Origin of the sequence: Paenibacillus sp. EKM206P, from assembly GCF_011066155.1 — a bacterium.
Taxonomy (GTDB): domain Bacteria; phylum Bacillota; class Bacilli; order Paenibacillales; family Paenibacillaceae; genus Paenibacillus; species Paenibacillus polymyxa_D.
Genome location: NZ_JAAMNQ010000024.1, coordinates 1 through 23,374, shown reverse-complemented (window position 1 = coordinate 23,374; position 23,374 = coordinate 1). Strand labels below are relative to the sequence as shown.

21 protein-coding genes and 1 riboswitch are annotated in these 23,374 nt (G+C 47.8%); of the genes, 2 read left to right on the top strand and 19 right to left on the bottom strand.

Features of this window, described 5'->3' with window-relative positions; genetic code table 11:
- Positions 1 to 355: 355 nt before the first annotated feature.
- The 16 genes from G9G53_RS25265 to G9G53_RS25190 form a co-directional block, all read right to left on the bottom strand.
- Positions 356 to 811 carry a DinB family protein gene (locus G9G53_RS25265; protein WP_165150840.1) on the bottom strand — a complete coding sequence of 152 codons (456 nt, stop codon included), beginning with the start codon at positions 809 to 811 and terminating at the stop codon, positions 356 to 358.
- A gap of 623 nt (positions 812 to 1,434) precedes the next feature.
- Complete coding sequence (gene purD, locus G9G53_RS25260; RefSeq protein WP_165150839.1) at positions 1,435 to 2,700, bottom strand: phosphoribosylamine--glycine ligase; 1,266 nt, start codon at positions 2,698 to 2,700, stop codon at positions 1,435 to 1,437.
- A gap of 71 nt (positions 2,701 to 2,771) precedes the next feature.
- On the bottom strand, positions 2,772 to 4,319 hold the full coding sequence (gene purH, locus G9G53_RS25255) for a bifunctional phosphoribosylaminoimidazolecarboxamide formyltransferase/IMP cyclohydrolase (RefSeq protein WP_013308804.1): 1,548 nt from the start codon (positions 4,317 to 4,319) through the stop codon (positions 2,772 to 2,774).
- Positions 4,320 to 4,449: 130 nt separating this feature from the next.
- The gene (purN, locus tag G9G53_RS25250) at positions 4,450 to 5,064 is read right to left on the bottom strand and encodes a phosphoribosylglycinamide formyltransferase (protein ID WP_165150838.1); all 615 of its coding nucleotides are present in this window, start codon (positions 5,062 to 5,064) and stop codon (positions 4,450 to 4,452) included.
- The gene (gene purM / locus G9G53_RS25245) at positions 5,064 to 6,104 is read right to left on the bottom strand and encodes a phosphoribosylformylglycinamidine cyclo-ligase (protein WP_039272361.1); all 1,041 of its coding nucleotides are present in this window, start codon (positions 6,102 to 6,104) and stop codon (positions 5,064 to 5,066) included. Before purM ends, purN begins: the two co-directional genes overlap by 1 nt.
- A 719-nt stretch (positions 6,105 to 6,823) precedes the next feature.
- Complete coding sequence (purF, locus tag G9G53_RS25240; protein ID WP_029516033.1) at positions 6,824 to 8,305, bottom strand: amidophosphoribosyltransferase; 1,482 nt, start codon at positions 8,303 to 8,305, stop codon at positions 6,824 to 6,826.
- The gene (purL, locus tag G9G53_RS25235) at positions 8,290 to 10,533 is read right to left on the bottom strand and encodes a phosphoribosylformylglycinamidine synthase subunit PurL (protein WP_029516034.1); all 2,244 of its coding nucleotides are present in this window, start codon (positions 10,531 to 10,533) and stop codon (positions 8,290 to 8,292) included. The genes purF and purL overlap by 16 nt, the downstream gene beginning before the upstream one ends.
- Positions 10,511 to 11,200, bottom strand: a complete 690-nt coding sequence (gene purQ / locus G9G53_RS25230; RefSeq protein ID WP_029516035.1) for a phosphoribosylformylglycinamidine synthase subunit PurQ — start codon at positions 11,198 to 11,200, stop codon at positions 10,511 to 10,513. The genes purL and purQ overlap by 23 nt, the downstream gene beginning before the upstream one ends.
- A 4-nt stretch (positions 11,201 to 11,204) precedes the next feature.
- Positions 11,205 to 11,450 carry a phosphoribosylformylglycinamidine synthase subunit PurS gene (gene purS / locus G9G53_RS25225; RefSeq protein ID WP_165150837.1) on the bottom strand — a complete coding sequence of 82 codons (246 nt, stop codon included), beginning with the start codon at positions 11,448 to 11,450 and terminating at the stop codon, positions 11,205 to 11,207.
- 58 nt (positions 11,451 to 11,508) lie between these two features.
- A complete protein-coding gene (locus tag G9G53_RS25220; RefSeq protein ID WP_029516036.1) occupies positions 11,509 to 12,390 on the bottom strand; it encodes a phosphoribosylaminoimidazolesuccinocarboxamide synthase in 882 nt (293 codons plus the stop codon).
- A 241-nt stretch (positions 12,391 to 12,631) separates the two neighbouring features.
- The gene (locus G9G53_RS25215) at positions 12,632 to 13,096 is read right to left on the bottom strand and encodes a hypothetical protein (protein ID WP_165150832.1); all 465 of its coding nucleotides are present in this window, start codon (positions 13,094 to 13,096) and stop codon (positions 12,632 to 12,634) included.
- Positions 13,097 to 13,112: 16 nt separating this feature from the next.
- Positions 13,113 to 14,411, bottom strand: coding sequence for an adenylosuccinate lyase (gene purB / locus G9G53_RS25210; protein WP_029516038.1), 1,299 nt, complete (start codon positions 14,409 to 14,411; stop codon positions 13,113 to 13,115).
- 2 nt (positions 14,412 to 14,413) lie between these two features.
- Positions 14,414 to 15,589, bottom strand: a complete 1,176-nt coding sequence (gene purK, locus G9G53_RS25205) for a 5-(carboxyamino)imidazole ribonucleotide synthase (protein ID WP_165150836.1) — start codon at positions 15,587 to 15,589, stop codon at positions 14,414 to 14,416.
- Positions 15,586 to 16,071 carry a 5-(carboxyamino)imidazole ribonucleotide mutase gene (purE, locus tag G9G53_RS25200; protein WP_014279837.1) on the bottom strand — a complete coding sequence of 162 codons (486 nt, stop codon included), beginning with the start codon at positions 16,069 to 16,071 and terminating at the stop codon, positions 15,586 to 15,588. Before purE ends, purK begins: the two co-directional genes overlap by 4 nt.
- A 148-nt stretch (positions 16,072 to 16,219) precedes the next feature.
- Positions 16,220 to 16,321, bottom strand: a riboswitch (purine riboswitch).
- A 350-nt stretch (positions 16,322 to 16,671) separates the two neighbouring features.
- Entirely contained in the window at positions 16,672 to 17,106 is a 435-nt protein-coding gene (locus tag G9G53_RS25195) for a universal stress protein (protein WP_029516040.1), read from the bottom strand.
- Positions 17,107 to 17,253: 147 nt separating this feature from the next.
- Positions 17,254 to 17,517 (bottom strand): DUF1294 domain-containing protein, encoded by a 264-nt coding sequence (locus G9G53_RS25190; protein ID WP_025719814.1) that lies wholly within the window; start codon positions 17,515 to 17,517, stop codon positions 17,254 to 17,256.
- 193 nt (positions 17,518 to 17,710) lie between these two features.
- Between G9G53_RS25190 and G9G53_RS25185 the strand changes: the two genes are divergently transcribed.
- A complete protein-coding gene (locus G9G53_RS25185) occupies positions 17,711 to 17,839 on the top strand; it encodes a DUF4023 family protein (RefSeq protein ID WP_013369463.1) in 129 nt (42 codons plus the stop codon).
- Positions 17,840 to 18,255: 416 nt separating this feature from the next.
- Entirely contained in the window at positions 18,256 to 19,416 is a 1,161-nt protein-coding gene (locus G9G53_RS25180; protein WP_165150835.1) for a type II asparaginase, read from the top strand.
- Between the two features lie 180 nt (positions 19,417 to 19,596).
- Here the strand turns inward: G9G53_RS25180 and G9G53_RS25175 are convergent, their stop codons facing one another.
- The 3 genes from G9G53_RS25175 to G9G53_RS25165 all read right to left on the bottom strand — a co-directional run bounded on the left by G9G53_RS25175 (position 19,597) and on the right by G9G53_RS25165 (position 23,090).
- Entirely contained in the window at positions 19,597 to 19,734 is a 138-nt protein-coding gene (locus G9G53_RS25175; RefSeq protein WP_016819760.1) for a hypothetical protein, read from the bottom strand.
- Positions 19,735 to 19,832: 98 nt separating this feature from the next.
- Positions 19,833 to 21,968, bottom strand: coding sequence for a DNA topoisomerase III (locus tag G9G53_RS25170; RefSeq protein WP_165150834.1), 2,136 nt, complete (start codon positions 21,966 to 21,968; stop codon positions 19,833 to 19,835).
- 129 nt (positions 21,969 to 22,097) lie between these two features.
- On the bottom strand, positions 22,098 to 23,090 hold the full coding sequence (locus G9G53_RS25165; RefSeq protein ID WP_165150833.1) for a ketoacyl-ACP synthase III: 993 nt from the start codon (positions 23,088 to 23,090) through the stop codon (positions 22,098 to 22,100).
- Positions 23,091 to 23,374 lie beyond the last annotated feature (284 nt).

Genomic DNA, 23,374 nt, shown 5'->3' with positions numbered 1-23,374 from the left:
GCATGCTTATTTTTCACTATACCATAAGGTTTCTAATTATTTTGCTGGAAATGTTGACAAGCTATTAGCTGGTATAGCTTAAACAAGTACCGGCAGTCTAATGTGGTGTAGTGCTTATGAAAAGTAAATAAGCCCATAACCGTATTTGGAAGCAAATGAATTTTCCAATTTATAAGGGTATGGGCTCTCTTTGATCCTAAATAAGGCAGTGTAGGTTCTTATCACTTATAAAACATCATCGTCTGCTAATATACATTAGCATGTTGCTCTTATATGGTAAAAGCAATTTGTTGAGATATCGTACCCGTCGTTCAATGCCAATCCCATTCCGAATAATGGTGATTATTAGGCCCTGTTAGAGCCTCGCGAACGTGATGTAATCGACTTGGACAGGCTCTACCGATTCGATCCGAAGCGCCCGGTTGATCTGTCCCCGGTGATATTGCCCATGTAAGAGGACCTGTGACAGGATGTCCCGGACGGACGTTTGGAACGGAACCCCGCTCTGATTCGCATAGTCGATCATCTCGTCCAACTCGGATTCCTCAAGTCCTTCGATATAGACGCGATATTGCTCGGCGTTTTCTTCGAACATCGTCCGGATCGCCGTCAGGTCTTCTGCTTCCTCCCACAACGAATATTGGGCGCTGCCCTTGCCCGGCAATCGGGACAGCCAGACTCGTTCCGCGACCGCGACGTGCCGAACCAGCTTCAGAAGGTCCTTGTTCTTCGTCTCACTCTTCTCAAGCGCGTCCAGGATGCGTCCGTCCGCCCAGTACAGGTGGTCCATCATGCACTTGATCGTCTTCATTTCGGTTTCCCCTCTTCGTCTCATCGATTACTTGAACCTACTATTAACCGTTAGTTTAAGCATTTAAATGAACTAAAACAACCTTTACACCAGCCTCATTTTTACGTTCAGCCTTGAAAAATCTTTGATACTTTAATTTCATAACTCTTCTCAGGCAGTGCCTTTTTTAAAAAAAATCATTTGGCTAGGTCTATTTTGTTATTGTCTTTTTCGGGTTTTTAGCTGCTTTAACTTTCATGGGAGTTCAATAAAAAAGGAAGCTCCAGCGCCAAATATTAATTAAAGAACATGCGCGGGTAGCATGTAGTGCTTCTAAAGGAGCCTTATATTAATCCAAGCACTAAGAAAACGCTTTATTTGCTCAGTCTACAACTTTATTTTCTTTAAACAAAAAGAGAACCTCCACAGAGGTTCTCAGAGTGTCGAGAAAGTCCAACGGACTTTCCGGCACTTTATTTTTTATTTGGGGAAACTCAACTTTTAAAACAAAAATCGATTTAAAACGATCTGAGGACCCATTTTTATTTGATCAAAGTGGCCATTTTAAACCTGATTAAAAAACAGGGGGTTTCTCGACAGCCTGAGAACCTCCACAGAGGTTCTCTTTATCCTATATGTTGCTGCTACAGCAATGCTTTTGCCGCAATGTCCGTACGGTTTTGTTTACCTTCAAAGGTAATACGATCCGCCTGTTCGTAAGCTTTGTCACGTGCCTCGGCAATGTCACGCCCCAAGCCAACCACGCCTAGTACGCGTCCTCCGTTCGTTACCCACTCACCCTGTTCGTTGATGCCCGTTCCAGCATGGAATACAATAGCTTCGTCTACCTGTTCCAATCCGTGGATAGGTACGCCTTTGGCGTAAGCTGCAGGATAACCTCCGGATGCCAGCACCACGCACACTGCCGCTTCGTCCTTCCACTCGATCTCCACCTGATCCAGCGTGCCATTTACAGCAGCGAGAAAAATATCGAGCAGATCGGATTTCAAACGAGGCAGAACCACTTGAGTTTCCGGATCACCGAAACGTGCATTAAACTCAATGGTCTTCGGCTTGCCGTCCGGTGAAATCATCAATCCGGCAAATAATACACCTCGGAACGGGCGCCCTTCAGCAACCATGGCCTTGGCCGTCGGCTTAATAATCGTCTCAATAGCTTCCTCAATAATGGAATTGGCTATGTGAGGCAATGGAGAATACGTACCCATGCCACCTGTATTTGGCCCTTTGTCACCATCAAAAATAGGCTTGTGGTCTTGCGCCGCGGCCATCGGACGAACCGTTTCACCATCGACAAAGGAGAGAATCGACATTTCCTGACCAGCCAGAAACTCCTCAATCACGACTTGTGCCCCGGCTTCACCAAACACCTTGGTCACCATAATGTCAGAGAGAGCCTTTTCCGCTTCCTCCATCGAGTAAGCGACCGTTACCCCTTTGCCTGCCGCCAGTCCGTCTGCCTTAATGACGACCGGGATCGGTTGCTCCTTCAAGTATGCATGTGCTTCCTCGTAAGTATAAAACTTGCGATAGGTGGCTGTTGGAATATGATATTTATGGAGCAAATCCTTCATGAAGATTTTGCTACCTTCAATTTCCGCTGCATTTTTACGCGGTCCGAATACGGGAATGCCTTTCGCTTCAAAAGCATCCACAATGCCATCTGCCAGCGGATCATCGGGGCCAACCACGACAAGTCCGACCTTTTTGGATTCCGCCAGTTCTGTCAGCGCGTCAAAGTCACTCACCGGAATCGGCACACACTCCGCTAACTGTCCGATACCAGCATTGCCCGGTGCGCAATAGATTTGTCCGGCCTTGGGGCTTTTTTTTAGCGCCCACACAATTGCATGTTCGCGGCCGCCCCCTCCGATAACCAAAATATCCATTCAGGTGATTCCTCCCGCTCCCATTAAGATTGTTCAGGTGAAAATGCTGCTGCATCCTCAACTCATACAAGTTAGTGCTTGAAATGACGTACGCCTGTAAAGACCATGGCAATGCCGTATTCGTTAGCAACCTTGATGGACTCTTCGTCTTTGATGGAGCCGCCGGGCTGAATAACTGCTGTGATGCCTGCTTTAGCTGCCAACTCCAACGTATCGCCCATCGGGAAAAATGCATCGGATGCCAGTACGGCACCTTTTGCTTTGTCACCGGCCTGCTCGATAGCAATCTTGGCCGCACCGACACGGTTCATTTGTCCAGCGCCTACGCCAATGGTCATATTATCTGCCGCCAGTACGATGGCGTTGGATTTTACATGCTTAACCACTTTCCAGCTAAACAAAAGCTGTTTCAGTTCTTCCTCGGATGGTGCCCGCTCCGTTACAACTGTAAGTGCATCCGAGTCTACAGCGTGAATGTCATTTTGCTGAACGACCATGCCGCCTTCAATGGAAGTCACAACGAAACGGCTTTCTGCCTGTTCAGACCGGGAAAGCTCACCCAGATCAAGCAAACGAATATTTTTCTTTTTCGTTAAAATCTCCAATGCTTCTTTCGTAAAGCCCGGTGCCAGTACAATTTCCAAAAAGATTTCACTGAGCTTATTTGCTGTATCACCATCAATAATCCGGTTAGCCGCTACGATGCCGCCAAAAATCGAGGTTGGATCAGCTGCATACGCCTTGCTGTACGCTTCATAAATACTGCCGCCAATTCCCACACCGCAAGGATTCATATGCTTAACTGCTACTACTGTAGGTTCGCTGAATTCTTTGACAATTTGCAAAGCTGCATTAGCATCATTGATGTTATTGTAAGACAGCTCTTTGCCGTGAAGTTGTTTCGCTGTTGTCAGTGTACCCTTTGCCGCCAATGGCTCACGGTAAAATGCCGCCTGCTGATGCGGATTTTCGCCATAACGCAAATCCTGGATTTTTTCATAGGTTACAGTGTAACGCTCAGGCAACGGCTCGCCTGTCACATTCGACAAATAATCGGATATCAAAGCGTCGTATGACGCCGTATGGCGGAACACTTTTGCAGCCAAACGCTTACGGGTATTCAGCTCCGTATCGCCATCCTTACGAATTTCCTCCAACACTGTGCTATAGTCATCAGCATCAACCACCACACTGACAAAAGCATGATTTTTTGCCGCAGAACGAAGCATCGTTGGCCCGCCGATGTCGATATTTTCAATCGCGTCCTCATAAGTTACACCGGGTTTGGCAATCGTTTCCGCAAAAGGATACAGATTCACAACGACCAGATCAATATAACCCAATCCAAGCTCTTTCATCTGACGCTGATGCTCTTCATTATCCCGAACAGCCAGCAAGCCGCTGTGTACCGCAGGGTGGAGTGTTTTAACACGTCCATCCATAATTTCAGGAAAACCCGTTACCTCGGAAATGCCGATGACAGGAATGCCCTCCTTCGACAACAAGCTGCTCGTTCCCCCTGTCGAAACGATCTCCACACCCAATTTGGACAACTCGCGGCAAAATTCCACGATCCCTCGCTTATCCGATACGCTGACGAGCGCTCTTTTAATACTCACCCTGTCTCCTCCTTTAGCTCTTTCAGAATTTTGCAAAATTCTCTTTTATCATTTTATTTCCCGAGAAATATCGGAAAATGCCTGTACAGCATCCTTGATATAACAATGATATGACAAATTACAATCATTCTTAGAGAAGTGAAATCACTTTGCGACCATTTAATTGGATTTTGCCTTGGGCTAATTTGCCAACTACTTCTGGATATAGCTGACGTTCTACGGATTGAATGGCTGCGGATAAGGATTCCGCAGTATCATGGTCGCTAACCTCCACGACACGCTGGGCAATAATAGCTCCCGTATCCATGCCCCCGTCCACAAAATGAACGGTGACGCCACTTACCTTGACACCATAGGTCAATGCCTGTCCAACAGCATCTTTCCCTGGAAATGCCGGAAGTAGTGACGGATGAATATTAATGATTTTTCCTGCGTAGGCATCGACCATGACGCTGGATAGCAAACGCATGTAGCCAGCTAACACGATGAGATCAATTGATTTCTGCTCCAGTAAAGCCACCAGTTCACGCTCATAGTCTTCTCGAGAAGGATATTCCTTGGGTCGAAAGGTATGGCACGCAACTCCAGCTTTCTGTGCTCTAGCTACGGCAGGGGCCGCAGGCTTGTCACAGATGAGCAATTCTACCGAGGCGCCGCCCAGTTCTCCTCGCGCAGCGGCATCCACCAATGACTGAAAATTCGTCCCTTCGCCTGATGCAAAAACAGCAATCCGGTACTCGTTCATTACACCTCGGCTCCCGTAAAGGTCACGATAGAACTGCCTTCCGTTACTTTTCCGATCACATAGGCAGCTTCGCCCTGTTCCTTCAGAACTTCCAGTGCAGTCTGTGCATGCTCTTCGCCTACAACGATTACCATGCCAATCCCCATATTAAAGGTTGTGAACATGTCTCTGTTGGAGATTGCACCTTTTTCCTGCATGAGCTGGAAGATTGGCAAAATCGGCCAAGTGCCGTATTCAATATCCACATTGACGTGATCCGGTAACACTCTTGGGATATTTTCAATAAAACCACCACCTGTGATATGCGCCATACCTTTTACTTTTACCTTGTCCAGCAATGCCAAAACGGATTTCACGTAAATTTTCGTCGGCTCCAGCAGTACATCGCCCAGTTTGCCGTTTAAGCCTTCGATTTCATCATGCAAATCATAGCCCTGCTGTTCCAATAACAGCTTGCGAACCAGTGAGAAGCCATTACTGTGAACTCCACTGGAGGCCAGCCCAATAACGGTATCTCCAGGGGCAATGGAGCTGCCGTTGATGATTTTACTTTTATCTACAATCCCTACCGTGAATCCGGCAATATCATATTCACCCTCGCTATACATCCCTGGCATTTCTGCGGTTTCACCGCCGACCAGCGCACAGCCCGATTGATGGCATCCCTCTGCGATTCCAGCGACTATAGCTTCAATTTTCTCGGGCACAACCTTGTCACAAGCGAGGTAATCCAGAAAAAAGAGTGGCTCCGCGCCCCCGACGACAATGTCGTTTACACACATCGCAACCGCGTCAATACCAATGGTGTCATGACGATCCATTGCGAAAGCAAGCTTCAGCTTCGTGCCGACACCATCGGTACCGGAAACGAGTACAGGCTCCTCGTACTTATCCTTATTCAGGCCGAACAACGCACCGAATCCGCCCAAGTCCGTCAGCACTTCGGGACGGAAGGTACGTTTAACGTGCTTTTTCATCCGTTCTACTGCTTCATTACCGGCAGCGATATCTACCCCTGCGTTTTTGTATGCTTCGGACATTCATGAACACTCCTTCAAATGATTGACCCTCCTAAGTCCTCCCTAACAGGGAGGATTCCATGGGGCTGCTCCCCCTGGACCCCTCAAGAGTCGGTCAGATGCGTAGGGTTGGGTGCTGCTTGGTGTATGGTTCGTGCTGTGAGTCGCGTGCTATCCTTTGTGAATTGCGGGTCATTCCCGCAATTCACAAGGACACGCTTTAGTGCGTGGCCGCCCTTGACAGAGGCGGCGGGGGCACGTCCCGGGCTTTTTGCTTCGCAAAGGCGGGGACGTGCCGGGCAAAGAAGTGAGCAGCGCCAACGGGCGGCTTACTTCTTTGCCCTTTGAGGCAGGCAGCTTTGCCTTGCCTGCTATTGAGCTTCGCTTCGCGGCTCAGCCTTACAAGAGCAGGGCGACTTTTTACGAGTCACCGCTCCGCTAAAAACTCATGGCATGAAATAGTTATGCCATGAGTTTTTAACTGCCTTACCTATCCTCTTCCCGGTGGGAACCAAAGAGGTACAGGCACTGCTGCAATAATGCTGCATACCTGAGAAACGCAGCGGGTGGAAGGATTCTGGAGAAGAAAGCGTTCGCCTTTGCAGCTGGATTCCAACCCTGTAAGGGATTATTTCAATCCAGGAATCCAGCGGCAACAGCGATCGTAAGAACCTTCCACACGCGGAGTGGCCCCCTCAGAACCGCATTATATGGCGCTAGTACCTCTTTTGTTCCCTATACTAACAACTACATCCGAACTTCTCTTCGCCTTTGAAATCTACCTGAGTCGGGTAATCATTATCGAAACAAGCTAGGCACAAGCCGCCTTTGTAATCCTGTTCGTTATATCCACCTACAGCGGCAATCAAACCCTCGGCGCTCATAAAGTAAAGCGAATCGGCGTTAATTTCCTCACGAATTTCCTCGACGGTTTTGGATGAAGCAATCAGTTCCCGGCGATCCGGCGTGTCAATACCATAGAAGCACGGGTTTTTGAAAGGCGGCGAGGTAATACGTACATGTACTTCCAACGCTCCCGCATCACGCAGCATATTTACGATTCGACGGGAAGTAGTACCTCGGACGATAGAATCGTCGATCATAATGACCCGTTTACCTTCAACAACACGGCGTACAGCGCTCAGCTTCATTTTCACACCCTGCTCGCGTAGCTCCTGACTCGGCTGAATGAAGGTACGTCCAGTGTATTTATTTTTAATCATGCCCAGCTCATAAGGAATACCTGTCTGCTCTGCATAACCAATCGCAGCCGAAATACTGGAGTCCGGTACACCGGTAACCAAATCTGCATCAACAAAAGCTTCCAGCGCCATCTGGCTGCCCATTCTTTTGCGTGCAGCATGAAGATTAGAACCATTCAAGTCACTGTCAGGCCGGGCAAAATAAATATATTCCATCGCACATAGCGCTTTACGGTGCTTTTCTTCCGTGTAACGATCTTCATGCAGTCCATTTTTGTCCAACACCAACAGCTCACCCGGTTCGATATCGCGCAGCAACTCTGCCCCAATCGTTTCCAGGGCACAAGACTCGGATGCGAACAGATAAGCATCTCCCAGTCTGCCCATCGTGATTGGACGCAGACCATTGGGGTCGGAAGCCACGAGCAGCTTGTCGTTGGTCATAATAAGGAAAGCAAACCCGCCGACAATACGCTTCAATGCATCCTTAGCGGCCTCCACCAAATCCTTGGACGATCGTGCGATCAAATGTGCTACTACTTCTGTATCGCTGGTCGTTTGAAAAATAGACCCGCCCTGCTCCAGCTCATGCCGGATTTGCAAAGCATTCACGATATTCCCGTTCGTGGCTACTGCCAAATCGCCATCACGATACTTGAACACCAAAGGCTGTGCATTCGTCAGCTTACTGTCTCCACTTGTCGAGTAGCGCACATGTCCTATGGCAATATCGCCTGTCAGCGAAGCCATCAAATCTTTATTGAATACTTCTTTTACAAGACCCATACCACGATGATAATGGAACTCGTCACCACTGCTCACACAGATGCCTGCACTTTCCTCCCCACGATGCTGGAGTGCATGCAATCCGTAATATGCTAGGGAAGCGGCATCGGAGTGTCTATACACACCGAATACGCCGCACTCCTCTTTTAATTTATCAAACAGCCCCTCTTTACCAGAGCCTTCATTATAATAATCTCCAGTCCACAACGTCCGTGCTGTTATTTCATCAGACATGGAATGACATCCTCCCAGATTTGCTTCAAACTGGCGACTGCCTCGTTCAAAGCGGGTTGTCCGTTCACCTCAACTGTCAATTGTGATCCTTCAACTTTTCCTAATACGGTTACTGGCACTTCCAAACCACGTAGATGTGCTTCCAGCGCAGACGCTTTATCCGGCGATGCAGATAACAAAATACGGGACTGGCTTTCGCTAAACAAGGCATGGTCAGGACGCAAAGTCGTTTCTACGTTGACCTGTGCTCCCAATCCGCCGCTAATCCCGGATTCCGCAAGCGCTACAGCCAATCCGCCCTCTGCCAAATCATGCGCAGATTGTACCAATCCGCCCTGAATCGCTCCCAGTACCGCAGTCAGCAGCTTTTTCTCTACGTTCAAATCCAGCTCAGGAGGGCGTCCCTCGGATACACCGTGTACGACAGCTTGGAACTCGCTACCTCCCAGCTCGGCCTTCGTTTCCCCCACCAAGAAAATCACATCACCCTCGGCTTTGAAGCCTTGTGTCGTAATATGATCTGTATCATGTACCAGACCTACCATACCAACAACAGGCGTCGGATAGATGGAGCCTTTGGTATTTTCGTTGTACAAGCTGACATTACCCCCGATAACAGGTGTATCCAGTACACGGCAAGCTTCAGCCATACCATCTACGGCTTTTTCCATTTGCCAGAAAATATCCGGCTTTTCAGGGTTACCGAAGTTCAGGTTATCTGTAATCGCCAAAGGCTCGCCGCCAGAACATACAATGTTACGTGCTGCTTCGCTAACTGCAATCCGTCCGCCTACCTCTGGATCCAGGTATACATAACGTCCGTTACAATCTGTCGTCATGGCGAGACCCTTACGAGTTCCACGCACGGTTACTACAGCTGCATCCGATCCCGGACGAACGGCTGTACTCGTGCGAACCATGTAGTCATACTGCTCGTATACCCATTTCTTACTAGCTACACTTGGTGAAGACAGCACCTTTTTCAGCGCATCGTTCAAATCTGTCACTTCTGCATAACGAAGTGTGTCAATAGCAGCATTTTGCTCATAATAAGCGGGGATTTCGGAAGGCTTGTCATAAATCGGGCATTCATCAACCAGTGCCGTCACTGGCATATCTCCGACCACTTCATTGTGATGGAACAAACGCAAACGACCGTCATCCGTCACTTTACCGACCTTGGCACAAATAACGCCCCAGCGCTCGAAAATTTCCAGTGCCTGTGCTTCATCCTTAGGCTCTACTACGAACAGCATCCGTTCTTGTGATTCGGACAGCATCATTTCATAAGGTGTCATACCCTCTTCACGCTGCGGTACCTGATCCAGATACAGCTCCAGGCCGTTGCCAGCCTTACTCGCCATCTCCGCGCTGGAGCAGGTGAGTCCTGCGGCACCCATATCCTGAATACCCAGCACAATACCACTGTCGATCAGTTCCAGACATGATTCCATAACCAGCTTCTCCATAAAAGGATCGCCTACTTGAACCGCAGTCCGGTTCGCTTCAGATTCTTCTGTCAGCTCAACCGATGCGAATGTCGCTCCATGAATCCCATCACGACCTGTCGGTGGGCCCACATAGAACACCGGGTTACCGACCCCTTTAGCAACACCACGCTGGATTTTATCATGGTCAATCAGTCCGACACACATTGCATTAACGAGCGGGTTGCCTTCGTAGCTTTCATCAAATACAACCTCGCCACCTACAGTCGGAATACCGATACAGTTCCCGTAGCCCGCAATACCAGATACCACATGCTCGAACAAATATTTCACACGGTCGCTCTCCAGCTTGCCAAAACGCAGAGAGTTCAACACCGCAACGGGTCTTGCACCCATGGAGAAAATATCACGGATGATACCGCCTACCCCAGTCGCTGCCCCTTGAAAAGGCTCCACAGCCGACGGATGGTTATGGCTTTCGATTTTAAATACAACCGCTTGGTTATCACCGATATCTACAATGCCTGCGCCCTCGCCGGGTCCCATCAGCACTCGTGGACCGCTCGTTGGAAAACGACGCAATAACGGCTTGGAGTTTTTGTAAGCACAATGCTCTGACCACATGACACTGAATACACCAATCTCCGTATAATTCGGCTGACGTCCCATGAATTCACAGATCAACGCATATTCGCTATCCGACACACCCATCTGCTGGTACAGTTTATGCTCGGCAACCTGCTCTGCCGTTGGTTCCTTAGCGGACACTTGCTGCGCCATGTCGATCCCTCCATGCGTTCAAAATAGATGTAAACATACGTTTGCCGTCATCCGTTCCGAGCAATGCGTCCACCGCGCGTTCAGGGTGAGGCATCATGCCCAGCACGTTTCCTTGTTCATTACAAATCCCTGCGATATCCGTCATGGAACCGTTTGGATTATCTTTATACGTAAATACGATCTGGTTATTCGCCTGCAAGCGAGCCAGCGTCTCATCATCACAGTAATAGTTGCCTTCGCCGTGTGCGATCGGAATGACGATCTTTTCACCAGCAGCGTAATCTTTAGTAAAAGGTGTTTGGTTATTCGCAACCTGCAACACCGTATCCCGGCATAGGAATTTCATCGACAGATTACGGCGTAAAGCCCCTGGCAACAGACCGGCTTCGGTCAGAATTTGAAAACCGTTGCAAATACCCAAAATATATTTGCCCTCGGCAGCCGCTTTCGCAACTTCCTTCATCACCGGAGCAAACCGGGAAATCGCGCCGCAACGCAGGTAATCCCCGTAGGAGAAGCCTCCTGGAACAAGAATACAATCATAAGGCGACAGATCCGTCGCAGTATGCCAAACATAATCGACAGGTTCACCGACCGTGTCCTCTACCGCCTTATAGCAGTCAATATCACAGTTGGAGCCCGGAAAAACCAGAACTGCAAATTTCATGGAATCAGCCCTCCAGTTCGTAGCGGTAGTCTTCAATGACCGTGTTGGCCAACAGCTTTTCGCACATCTCAATGATGCGCTTTTCAGCAATCTCGCGGTCTGTTGTATCCAGATTCAATTCCATATACTTACCAATTCTGACGCTGTCCACTTCTCCGAAACCCATAGAATGCAGTGCGCCTTGCACCGCAACCCCCTGCGGGTCCAAAACGCTTTGCTTAATCGTGACATAGACTGTTGCTTTCATCATGTTCCTTCAGTTCCTCCTCCGAATGAGTGAATCCTATTGGTTGAATTATGATTACTATTTACTGTGCCGTCAGACGCCGCCAAATATCCGTATATCTTGCAGTTGTTTCTTCTACGACCTCAGCAGGCAATGGATCGGGCTCGCTATTCTTGTCCCAACCAGATGATGCCAAATAGCTTCGTACCGGCTCCTTGTCCATGCTGTCAATCTCAACATCCAGCTCATACTTTTCCTGGGCCCAAAAACGGGATGAATCTGGCGTGAAAATCTCGTCAATCAGAATCACCTTACCGTTAACAAGACCAAACTCAAACTTGCAATCGGCTAAAATAATCCCCCGCTTCTCGCAGAAAGCACGTGCAAATTCGTACAACGCCAAGCTCTTTTCCTCAAGCTCACCTGTTAGTTCCACCCCGACCAGTTCTTTCATTTGATGAAGTGAAATGTCCTCGTCGTGTCCAACATCATTTTTTGCAGCTGGTGTAAATAAAGGCTTGGGAAAGCGCTCATTTTTACGTAGCCCCTCTGGCAATGGAATGCCGTTCACCTCACCGTTCTGCTCATACTGACGCCAGCCGCCTCCGGTAATATATCCGCGCACCACACACTCAATGTCGATGCGTTCAGCCTTCAGCGTGACCATGATCCGGTCCTTCAGCAACTCTTTATTCTGTTCGTCGATCACATGCCCGAGCTTGTTCACATCAGTGTGCACGACATGGTTTTCCAACAAGTCTTTCGTCTGCTCAAACCAGAAAGCGCTGAGCTTATTCAGCACATTTCCCTTTTCGGGCACGGGTGGCTCTAACACATAATCAAAAGCCGAAATTCGGTCCGTCACGACAATCAGAAAATGCTCTCCGAGATCATACAGTTCACGCACCTTGCCTTTGTACAAGAGCGGCGCATGGATCAGACCTTCGGCAGTAGACAATGACATTTCATTACACCTCTTTCATAGAAGTTGCCCCTCCTAAATCAACCTTTGCCCCTCCTAAATCCTCCCCTCAGGGAGAACTCCCAGGGCTGCTGCCCTCGGGACTCCCGCAAGGTTGGCTGGTGAGCCGGGTGAGGGCGTTTATTATGTGACTCGAGTGGTATGAGCGCGTTTCGCCGGATGAAGGCTTGTTGGCACAAGCTTTCATCCAGCAACGCTTTTACGTCGGTACAAAATAGCGTTTTTACGCGTATGCCGCCGCAATACCATTCGGCCCGTGGCCGTAGCACGGCATGCCGTGCAGCGAGCATTCTGGCTTCGCCTGTTGTGCGCATGTGTTACGCTGCGCACGGATACGGTGGCTCAAGGCTTCACTTCTTGAGCCTGCGCGTTCTCGGGAGGGCAGCGGGCTGTTTGCTGCGCAAATTCGGCAGCCCTCCCGAGAACGTTGCTCAGCGATAGCAAAAGCAGTGGAACACGCTTTTCCATCGCTCTTGGGGTGGTGCGGCATCTTATGTGCCGCACCTTCCCAAGTTCTGCTCCCACACGAAGGTTGGTGCTGGAAGCAGCGGGGCGGACGGAATCGTTCTGGAGAAGCGTTAGCGCTTGCCTTTGCCTCTGGATTCCAACCTTTGCAGGTTTTCCAATTCAGGAATCCAGGGGCAACAGCAATCGGAAGAATGATCCGTTTGCGGAGCGGCCTCACCACGCAGCAACCTTCCCTCCTACTCCCCTAATCCCAGCTTTTTGAAGATCGTATCCACGTTCTTCAGATGCCAGGCTGGGTTAAAAGCATCCTCGATTTCGTCTGCGCTGAGCACGGCAGTAATTTCCGGGGTGGCCTCGACGATATCGCGGAACTGGCGTTGCTCTTCCCACGCCTGCATAGCACGCGGCTGCACGGTATCGTAGGCTTTTTCACGACTAAAGCCTTTATCGATCAGCTTCGTCATAATACGACCGGAGAACGGTACGCCGTACGTACGCGCCATATTGCGCTTCATATTTTCAGGGAAGACCGTCAGATTTTTCACGATATTGCCAAAGCGGTTCAGCATGTAGTTCAACAGCATCGTGGCATCCGGCAGAATAATGCGTTCTACGGAAGAATGCGAAATGTCGCGTTCATGCCATAGGGTTACGTTCTCATACGCCGATACCATATGCCCGCGAATCACACGTGCCAGACCGGAGATGTTTTCACTTCCGATCGGATTGCGTTTATGCGGCATCGCGGAAGATCCTTTTTGACCCTTGGCAAAGGCTTCCTCCACCTCACGGAATTCACTCTTTTGCAGAGCACGGACTTCTGTAGCAAATTTGTCCAACGATGTGGCGATCAACGCTAACGTTGCCATGTATTCGGCATGACGGTCGCGCTGTAGCGTCTGTGTAGAAATCGGTGCGGGCTTGGTACCCAGCTTGCGGCATACAAATTCTTCTACAGCCGGGTCAATGTTGGCGTATGTCCCAACTGCACCGGACATTTTACCGTATTGTACTTGGTCAGCGGCAAAACGAAAGCGTTCCAGATTGCGCTTCATTTCCTCGTACCACAATCCCATCTTCAGTCCGAATGTGGTCGGCTCGGCATGCACTCCATGTGTACGTCCCATCATTGGTGTATGCTTGTAAGCTAATGCCTTTTCCTTCAAAATTTCAATAAAATTCAAGATATCGCGTTCCAGGATTTCATTCGCCTGCTTTAACAGGTAGCCCAGTGCCGTATCAACTACGTCTGTAGAGGTTAGACCGTAATGTACCCATTTGCGCTCATCTCCAAGACTTTCAGACACCGTGCGAGTAAAAGCAATAACATCATGTCTTGTCTCCTGCTCAATTTCATATATCCGTTCAATATCAAAACTTGCATTCTTACGTAGAGCCACAGTATCCTCTTTTGGAATAACCCCTAATTCCGCCCAAGCTTCACAGGCACACAGCTCTACTTCCAGCCACGCTTTAAATTTATTTTCTTCCGTCCAAATCGCTCTCATTTCCGGTCTGCTATAGCGTTCGATCATGACTATTTATCCCCCCAAATATTGGTTTGTTCAATCCATTCCAGTGCTTGTTCCGCATCCTGGCACAGTAGATTAATATGTCCCATCTTTCGGCCTGGCTTGGCTTCACTTTTTCCATACAAATGCAGCTTGGGTACAACATCCAACCTTTCAGCTTCAACATCCGATTGCACAAACCGCCGAACCACATCCTCCAAATGCTCACCTAGCACATTGACCATCACGACGGAAGTCAGCAGCTTCGTGCTGCCCAAGGGTAAACCGCAAATCGCACGTATGTGCTGCTCGAATTGCGACGTGGCGCATGCCTCCATCGTGTAATGACCGGAGTTATGCGGTCGTGGTGCCAACTCATTAACGTACAATTGTCCGTCTTCGGTGACAAACATCTCCACAGCGAGCAGTCCCACCGCACCCAGCGACTCTGCCACAGCCAGCGCTAACTTTCGCGCTTCCTCCTGAACAGGTTCTGGCACGCGCGCAGGTACAATCGACGTGTGCAAAATGTTGTTCACGTGAATGTTTTCCGCAGGTGGAAAGGCTTTAGCTTCACCGTTCGTGCTGCGAGCTACAATCACCGAGATTTCGCAGCGAAAACGAATGAACTGTTCCAATACCAGTTCCGCACCGTCTCCTGCCAATTGTTCGTAGGCAGCTAAGGCTTCCTCCGGTTGGCGAATGACCACTTGTCCCTTGCCATCATAACCACCGACTGCTGTCTTGAGCACACACGGTACACCCAGTTCAGCTACCGCTTGGGCCATATCCGCAGGACTACTAATTTCACGATACGGAGCGACAGGGACACCAGCAGCTTCAATAGAACGCTTTTCACGAAGACGATGCTGTGTTGTGTACAAAAGACTGCTGCCTTGCGGCACGCTGGATTCCTGTTCCAAAAGTGCAGCCACATCTGCGTCCACATTTTCAAACTCATACGTGATCACATCGCACCGACCAGCCAACTCTCTGGCCGCAAGCTCATCATCATAGGCAGCACGGATTTGTTCTGACACCTGTCCACACGGGCTATCAGGTGCAGGGTCCAGCGTCACAAAACGATATCCTAAGTTTGTCCCTGCTAGCACAAGCATTCTGCCCAGCTGTCCGCCTCCTAGAAGTCCAATCGTTGTACCTGGAGGACGGATGCGACCTGCAGATTCACATGCCTCATTCATAGTGAGTCACTGCCTTCCAGCACCTCATCACGGATACGGTCGCGTCTTGCCACAACCCGCTGACTTATCTTTTCGTCAAAAGCGCCTAATATTTGTGCGGCCAGCAGCCCTGCATTCGTAGCGCCTGCCTTACCGATTGCCACAGTGGCAACCGGAATACCACCCGGCATCTGCACAATGGAGAGCAAGGAGTCTAGACCATTCAGAGCCTTCGACTGGACAGGCACACCAATGACTGGCAAGGATGTCTTCGCAGCCACCATCCCTGGCAAATGCGCTGCCCCACCCGCTCCAGCAATAATGACCTTTAATCCACGCCCGGCGGCCTCTTCTGCAAAACGAAACATTAAATCCGGTGTACGATGGGCTGAAACTACCTTTTTCTCATATCCGATTTCAAGCTCGTCCAGCACAGCACATGCATGCTGCATGGTGTCCCAGTCTGATGTGCTGCCCATAATGACAGCGACCTGCACTGACATGTCCTTCACTCCCTGTTTATCAATAAGCGCCAAAAATCCGGCACTCGAAAATAACGTTATTTTCAAGACACCGGACTACGAAAAAACAAACGACAGAGCCTCTTAAAGGCAAGCCAAAAGCAAGCCTCTTCCACCGCATCCAATGCGGCTTCAGCCGTATGTCTCCCGTAGTCCGGAAATTTAAGGTTTCCAGGTAGAAACTTCCGGGCCATATCCCCGGCATTATACGAGTTAGCATTGTGCCTATTCCATACCCGACGATATTCTTTACAAGTATGATCGCGGTCTGTTTCGGCTCAAACATGTGTACCTTATTAAATTGTACCTAAAGTTCATTTTTTATCGACAATACACTTCCTAGTTTAACAATTCCCTACACCTTATGTCAACTTGAAAACGAACATTACAATAATCATGCAATAGAATGTTCGTGTTTAACAAAATCAACACCCTTATATACCCACAGGTCAGGACTATTGTATTACGTTTAGCTATCTATTACCTATCCTGATAACAGCGAGCGTACCGCATTCCACTGACAAAAATAAAAGTCGGCACTCCCTATACAGGCAGTAAACCGACTTTTACTTTCTTATTCAGTTATTTTACGACCAGCACAGGAATACGCGCATGCTGCACCACATTGTGGCTTACGCTACCCAATACAAATTCACGGATACCACCTAAACCGCGGCTACCGATCACAATCACATCGAAGCCATTCTCATTGGCATAATCCAAAATGACTTCGGCTGGTGAACCTTGAATGAGCTCCACCTTGGCATCTACACCTTGCTCAGCAAGCCGCTTTTTAACTTCTTCGGTAGTTTGTTCGGCCAAATCGTAATATTCTTTATTTATCGAAGCCGGAATTGGCGCCAAACCTTCGCCCATAAAAATCCGTGGAAAATCAAATGCGGTTACCACCTCAAGCTGCGAGGACGATGATGTCTTGACTAATTCGGCTGCCTTCAGCAAAGCCTTGTTGGATGCATCCGAACCGTCATAAGCAAGCAATACTTTTGAAAATAGCATAATACGCACCTCTTCCTCATTCGGTTTGTTGATTCAAAGCCTGAAATATGTACTCCTGTTGTTGTTCATTCCATGACATCACTGGATGGCTGGAATAGTCTTCTCACTCATCATTAAACTTCCCTATGAGAAGCTAAACTCCTCGCCTTACCTTAAAAAATAACCATACAACAATGCGTTCATGAATAGCAACGCCGGAATACCTAATCTGAAACTCATATGCCGTGTTTTATGGCGTTTACGGTACATGGCTATTAGCACGCCTAAGGCTCCCCCGATCAGGGCCAGGAAAAACAACGTCCGTTCAGGTACACGATCACGATGTTTACGTGCTCTCTTTTTATCTTCCGACATTACCAGATAGCCTACTGCATTGATAAACAGCAGCCATACCAACAAGCCTGTCTGCAATGTCTCTCCCCCTTTTGCACACCGTACCAAGTTCAGGTATTAGGCCTTATATATCGTTCTCCCCTCATTATAACCCCACCCCTTTTACAGAAACAACGCCTCCCTTGACTTGGATAGCGTTTTTGCGGAAATAGTAAGGTGGCATAAGGGCGATCCCCGAGTGCATCTATTTCGTCTTAAAGGAGGAACTGCAATGGAAAGCACCCATGAATACGTTGAAAAGCTGCGAGAAAATGCTAAAAAGGCAGAACGCAACCGTAAACAAGGAAAAGGAACTCCCAGCGCCAGCCTGCCGACAAAACAGCATAGCAAAAACCCCTGATCATGGGATCTGTATTCAGCTGTAGAACCATGTTATTAACGTAAAATATCAACTTTACCTTGTCGTTCTCATTGAATGAAGTTAAAGGTAAACTCAGTTGTTCACCTTTCAACAAAAACAACAAGCAGACTCCTTATGAGATTTCTGCTTGTTGTTTTGTTTTTGCAAACATTTTTTATTCAGCCGTGGTCTTTACCTTAAACAACCGACTGTTCATCTTACTACATACACCCACCATACAATAATAAGGCGGTTACATTGATAATGGATTGGTTTTAAAGTTATATTTTCTAACATAGATATTGACTAAAAACATTTTTACACTCTATAATTCGTGATATTAACTTAATCCGACAAAATATTTGTCAGTTAATCTATCATCATATTTGAGGTTTAAGATTGGAGAGGAGCTTTATATGACTAACATGAAAAAAATGACGATGATTCCCCTGTTGGCCAGCTTTATTCTCGGAGGTACCTTATGGAGTGGTGGATTTACCGCCAACGCTGCGGCAGCAGCTACAACCAGCACAACTGCACCTACTTCTACCACTATAACTTCGGACAAATCCGAAAAACCACAAACCAATCATTTACCCAATATTAAAATACTTGCCACGGGAGGGACCATTGCAGGATCATCTGCCGTCAACACGGATACAACCGGCTACAAAGCAGGCGCGTTGGGAGTGGAAACTCTAATCAATGCCGTTCCTGAGATGAAAAGTATTGCAAATGTCAGTGGTGAGCAAGTTGTTAATGTAGGTAGCCCCGATGTTAATAATGAGATCCTCTTAAAACTTGCCAAGCGCACCAATGAACTGCTTGCCAAAGACGATGTAGATGGCATTGTCATTACACATGGTACAGATACATTAGAAGAAACAGCTTATTTCCTCAATCTTGTTATCAAAAGCGATAAGCCAGTAGTTGTCGTTGGCTCCATGCGTCCAGCTACTGCCATCAGTGCCGATGGTCCCTTCAACCTCTATAATGCAGTGAAAGTCGCCGGGGCTTCGGCCTCTAAAGGTCAGGGCGTACTCGTCCTGCTGAACGACCGTATCGGTGCAGCAAGATACATCACCAAAACGAACACAACAGCAGTCGATACGTTCAAATCTGTGGAGCAGGGATACCTTGGAGCTGTTGTGGGCGATCAAGTGTACTACTACAACAAATCCACACACAAGCATACGACTTCTTCTGTATTCGACATCTCTAACCTGACTCAACTGCCACAAGTAGATATTTTATACGAATATCAAAACAATGGTCGCTATCTGTATGATGCAGCCGTAGCAGCTGGTGCCAAGGGTATTGTCGTAGCTGGTTCCGGTAATGGTTCCTTGTCCAAGACCTCCTCAGAAGGCGCAGAGGCCGCAGGTAAAAAAGGAATAATCATTGCCCGCTCCAGCCGCGTGGGAAGTGGAGTGGTATCACCGTCAACAAAAGACGCGGCATCGAACTTTGTATCGACCGATTCACTCAATCCGCAAAAAGCACGGATTTTGCTCATGCTTGCTTTGACCCAAACACACGATGTTAACCAAATTCAATCCTTCTTTAATGAATACTAAGAACATTTATCCCAAATCAAATAAATACAACATCCTTATTATGAAAAAGAAGCAGCGATTACGGTTGATCACCGTAACTGCTGCTTTTTTTGCAAGACAAGTCTAGCATTAATAACTACTTCATCTAATATCCAATCGTCTTGGTTCTATACAGTAATCCATCGTCCCTCCCACGCAGCATCAAGACTGCTGTTTGGGAATCCCATTCAAGCTTGGAGGATATTTCGCTTGCTTCTCTGGATGAGCAGCAATTTCCTCCTCCAGTATGCTTGATTTATTTTGCTGATTATTGATTTTAAGCGGTTTATGTTTGGGCATAAATACTCACCTCCTCGGATTACCATGCCAAGGAGTGATCGTTTTTATACCGACATGCACCTACTGATTATGTTGACTGCAGCACTTTTGGTCATCCGTTATTTGCCCTGCTTTTGTTCCATCGCTGCTTTTAGCAAATCACCCAAACTGGAGCCAAAAGATTCCTGCTTTTCAAATTGTCTTACTAGCTTTTGCTGTTCCCGTTTGTTTACCCGTTGCTTGTCCTTATCCAACGTCTCGGTAATTCCGCAGGGCAGGCATCTTACATACAATCCTGCTTTGCCCTCTTTCATTTCCATTTTCTTATGACACTGCGGGCAACGTCGATTGGACAAACGTTTTTCCCCTGAACGACGGTAACCGCAATCCGCACTTGGACATACAAGGAACTTGCCTTTCTTGCCCTTCTTCTCCAATAGCTTTGTACCACAATCTGGACAATGACTATTCGTCACATTATGAGGCTTGTACTCCGCACTGCTATTTTTCACAGTGGAAACCAGCTCTTTCGCCATAGCACGAATAGAATTCAAAAACGGTTCCGGTTGTCCTTGACCACGAGCAATCCGTTCCAGCTCCGCTTCCCAACGTGCCGTCAATTCGGGCGTTCGAAGCTGTGGAGCCGCCAGTTCAATCAATTGTTTACCTTTCCCGGTTGGATGCATCACGTTCCCCTGACGCTCAATCGTATCCGAGCTGACAAGCTTCTCAATCAGATCAGCACGGGTAGCAGGAGTGCCCAGTCCATGCTTTTCCATCTGAGCGAGCAGGGCTGCTTCTGTATACCGCTTCGGCGGCATCGTTCGCCCAGCTCGTACAAGACAACGCTGTAACCGGACGGAATCTCCTTTTTGCAGCTCAGGTAAAATAACGCCCCGTCCATTGTTTTCCCGATCCTCTGCTTCTTCATCATCCATATCATAATGGTTCGCGTCATATACAGCACGCCATCCGCTATCTTTTACCGTTGTGCCTTTTACCTGAAACGTCACCTGCTCCACCGTAACTGATACGGCTACAGCATCATAACGTGCAAGTGGATAGAATAGACTGATAAACCGTCGTGCAATCAGATCATACAGCTTACGTTCTTCCGGGCTTAACTGATTAAGTAATAATGTCTGCTCAGTAGGAATAATCGCATGATGATCCGTAACTTTACTGTCATCCACAATTCGCTTTGTGATCGGCAGGTTGTTACGCAATAGCGGGCGTGCCAAGGAAGCATACGGACCTACTGCTACACTACTGAGCCTTTCCTTAAGGGTATCCACCATATCGGATGTCAGATAACGGCTGTCCGTACGTGGATAGGTCACCAGCTTATGCTGCTCATACAGACGCTGAAGCAGATTGGACGTCTGTTTAGCCGAAAAGCCATAGCGCTGATTAGCATCTCTTTGTAGTTCCGTTAAATCATACGCTAGCGGGTGAGGCTCGTTCTTTTCGCTCTTTTTAACACTGGCAACTGTGCCTTTGGCCCCCTCAAGTCTACGGCGCAAAGCCTCTGCTTGAGTGCGGTCAAACATGCGTGAATCCCCGCTTTCTGCCCGCCAAGTTGCCTGAAAATCGCCGAAGTCCGCCGTCAAAGTATCATATTCCTGAGAACGGAATTCGGTAATTTCTTTCTCACGCTCCATAATCATCCCCAGCGTTGGTGTTTGGACTCTTCCCGCCGAAAGTTGGGCGTTATAACGACAAGTCAACGCGCGAGTTACATTGAGACCAATCATCCAGTCTGCTTCAGCTCTACAGCGAGCCGATTCATATAAACGATCAAACTGCTGACCAGGCAATAGCTTTGCGAAACCTGCTTTAATCGCCTTGTCCGTCTGCGAAGAGATCCATAAGCGCCGGAAGGGCTTTTTCCAGTTTGCCATTTGGATGATCCAGCGTGCCAACAATTCTCCTTCGCGAGCAGCATCTGTTGCCACGATAAGCTCTCCAATGTCCTGCCGCTTCATGAGTTGCTGCACAGCTTTGAACTGATGATTACTTTCGCGCAGCACCTTTAACTTTGAACTCTTCGGAAGAATAGGCAGGTCCTCCAAATTCCAGGTCGCATACTTAGAATCGTAATCCTCCGGCTCTGCTAAGCCGACCAAATGTCCCAGTGCCCACGTCACCACATACTGGGGTCCTTCTATATAACTTTTATGCTTCTCGCGGCTACCCATCACACGTGCAATCTCTCTGGCCACGGACGGTTTTTCTGCCAATACCAATACCTTCATGTTACGCTCCTTTCTCTCATAGTGTTAATTATACCATCCTGCCATCTTACGATAAATTCTAATGCCAACGGCTCTTATTAACATGATCGTACATACTATTGCTATTACTTCTACATGGGTTAAGATAACTTACAGATCAGGCACACTCCATTTTAATAGCAGACCCGCATAGGTGAGGCCTCCGCCAAATCCATATAACAACACATGTTGTCCATACCGTAAACGTCCATCATCCAAACCACACTGCAAAGCCAACGGGATGGATGCCGCCGATGTATTACCATACAATTCTACGCTTGTCAGCGTTTTTTCCAAAGGTACTGTACTTCTTTCACATATGGACTCGATCATTCTCAAATTAGCACTATGAGGTACAAACCAGTCAAGATCCTCCTTCTTCATATTTGCCTTATCCAATAATCGTTCGATTCCAGTTGGAACAGAGCGAACAGCCCATTTATAAACCTCACGTCCATTCTGCGCAATAAATCCATGGTCTTGCAGCTTCTCTCCATTTAAATGATCAGATAGTCCCACACGGTAAAGATGTGCTCCCCCTTGCCCATAGGTACCTATATCTGAAGTTAAAAATGATCCTTCATCATCGTCATATTCAACAAGTGCAACTCCTGCACCATCTCCAAAAAGTATACACGTCGTCCGATCCGTATAATCTGTAATTTTGGACAACGTTTCGGCTCCCACTACTAGCACCTTACGATGCAGACCACTTGTAATAAGGCCATTTGCCAAATGAAGTCCATAGGAAAAACCTGCACATGCTGCACTAACATCCATTGACCCCGTGTTTGGAATATCAAAATAAGCCTGAATACGTGAAGCCGTACTTGGAAAGTAGTAATCAGGTGTACTCGTCGCTACAATGATCATGTCAACATCATTTATATTTACGTCATACAGTTTAATCATACGTGTAATAGCTTGTATACATAAATCAGAAACATACTGATCTTCAGCCGCAATGCGTCTTTCACGCATACCCGTTCTTTGTACAATCCACTCGTCACTTGTATCCACAAGCTTCTCCAAGTCAGCGTTCGTCAAAATCCGTTCAGGTACATAAGTGCCAAAGGCCGTAAGCTTAGCTTTTGAATTCAACAATCTGATCACTCTCCTTTGTAATCCTTATTCACATTATAACACCAGATACTAATACCTGGTACTAAATTATTTTAGAACCGTCTTCTTATTTACTAGTTAATATCCACTTATCCAGTTAAACTTATAACAAGCTCAATTTAAATAAAATCCCACTGCCTTTTAACGCAAAAAGAGACCATGATCTTATGAAGATCATAGTCTCTTTTGCTTGTTGCTTGGCGACGTCCTACTCTCCCAGGACCCTGCGGTCCAAGTACCATCGGCGCTGGAGGGCTTAACGGTCG

Coding starts and splice junctions, on each gene's coding strand:
- G9G53_RS25170 (WP_165150834.1), bottom strand. CDS start 21,968: ATGAAGGTATTGGTATTGGCAGAAAAACCGTCCGTGGCCAGAGAGATT.
- G9G53_RS25220 (WP_029516036.1), bottom strand. CDS start 12,390: ATGTCATTGTCTACTGCCGAAGGTCTGATCCATGCGCCGCTCTTGTAC.
- purF (WP_029516033.1), bottom strand. CDS start 8,305: ATGTCTGATGAAATAACAGCACGGACGTTGTGGACTGGAGATTATTAT.
- G9G53_RS25185 (WP_013369463.1), top strand. CDS start 17,711: ATGGAAAGCACCCATGAATACGTTGAAAAGCTGCGAGAAAATGCTAAA.
- purL (WP_029516034.1), bottom strand. CDS start 10,533: ATGGCGCAGCAAGTGTCCGCTAAGGAACCAACGGCAGAGCAGGTTGCC.
- G9G53_RS25265 (WP_165150840.1), bottom strand. CDS start 811: ATGAAGACGATCAAGTGCATGATGGACCACCTGTACTGGGCGGACGGA.
- G9G53_RS25195 (WP_029516040.1), bottom strand. CDS start 17,106: ATGCTATTTTCAAAAGTATTGCTTGCTTATGACGGTTCGGATGCATCC.
- purS (WP_165150837.1), bottom strand. CDS start 11,450: ATGATGAAAGCAACAGTCTATGTCACGATTAAGCAAAGCGTTTTGGAC.
- purM (WP_039272361.1), bottom strand. CDS start 6,104: ATGTCCGAAGCATACAAAAACGCAGGGGTAGATATCGCTGCCGGTAAT.
- G9G53_RS25180 (WP_165150835.1), top strand. CDS start 18,256: ATGACTAACATGAAAAAAATGACGATGATTCCCCTGTTGGCCAGCTTT.
- purQ (WP_029516035.1), bottom strand. CDS start 11,200: ATGAAATTTGCAGTTCTGGTTTTTCCGGGCTCCAACTGTGATATTGAC.
- purB (WP_029516038.1), bottom strand. CDS start 14,411: ATGATCGAACGCTATAGCAGACCGGAAATGAGAGCGATTTGGACGGAA.
- G9G53_RS25175 (WP_016819760.1), bottom strand. CDS start 19,734: ATGCCCAAACATAAACCGCTTAAAATCAATAATCAGCAAAATAAATCA.
- purN (WP_165150838.1), bottom strand. CDS start 5,064: ATGAACGAGTACCGGATTGCTGTTTTTGCATCAGGCGAAGGGACGAAT.
- purD (WP_165150839.1), bottom strand. CDS start 2,700: ATGGATATTTTGGTTATCGGAGGGGGCGGCCGCGAACATGCAATTGTG.
- purE (WP_014279837.1), bottom strand. CDS start 16,071: ATGTCAGTGCAGGTCGCTGTCATTATGGGCAGCACATCAGACTGGGAC.
- purK (WP_165150836.1), bottom strand. CDS start 15,589: ATGAATGAGGCATGTGAATCTGCAGGTCGCATCCGTCCTCCAGGTACA.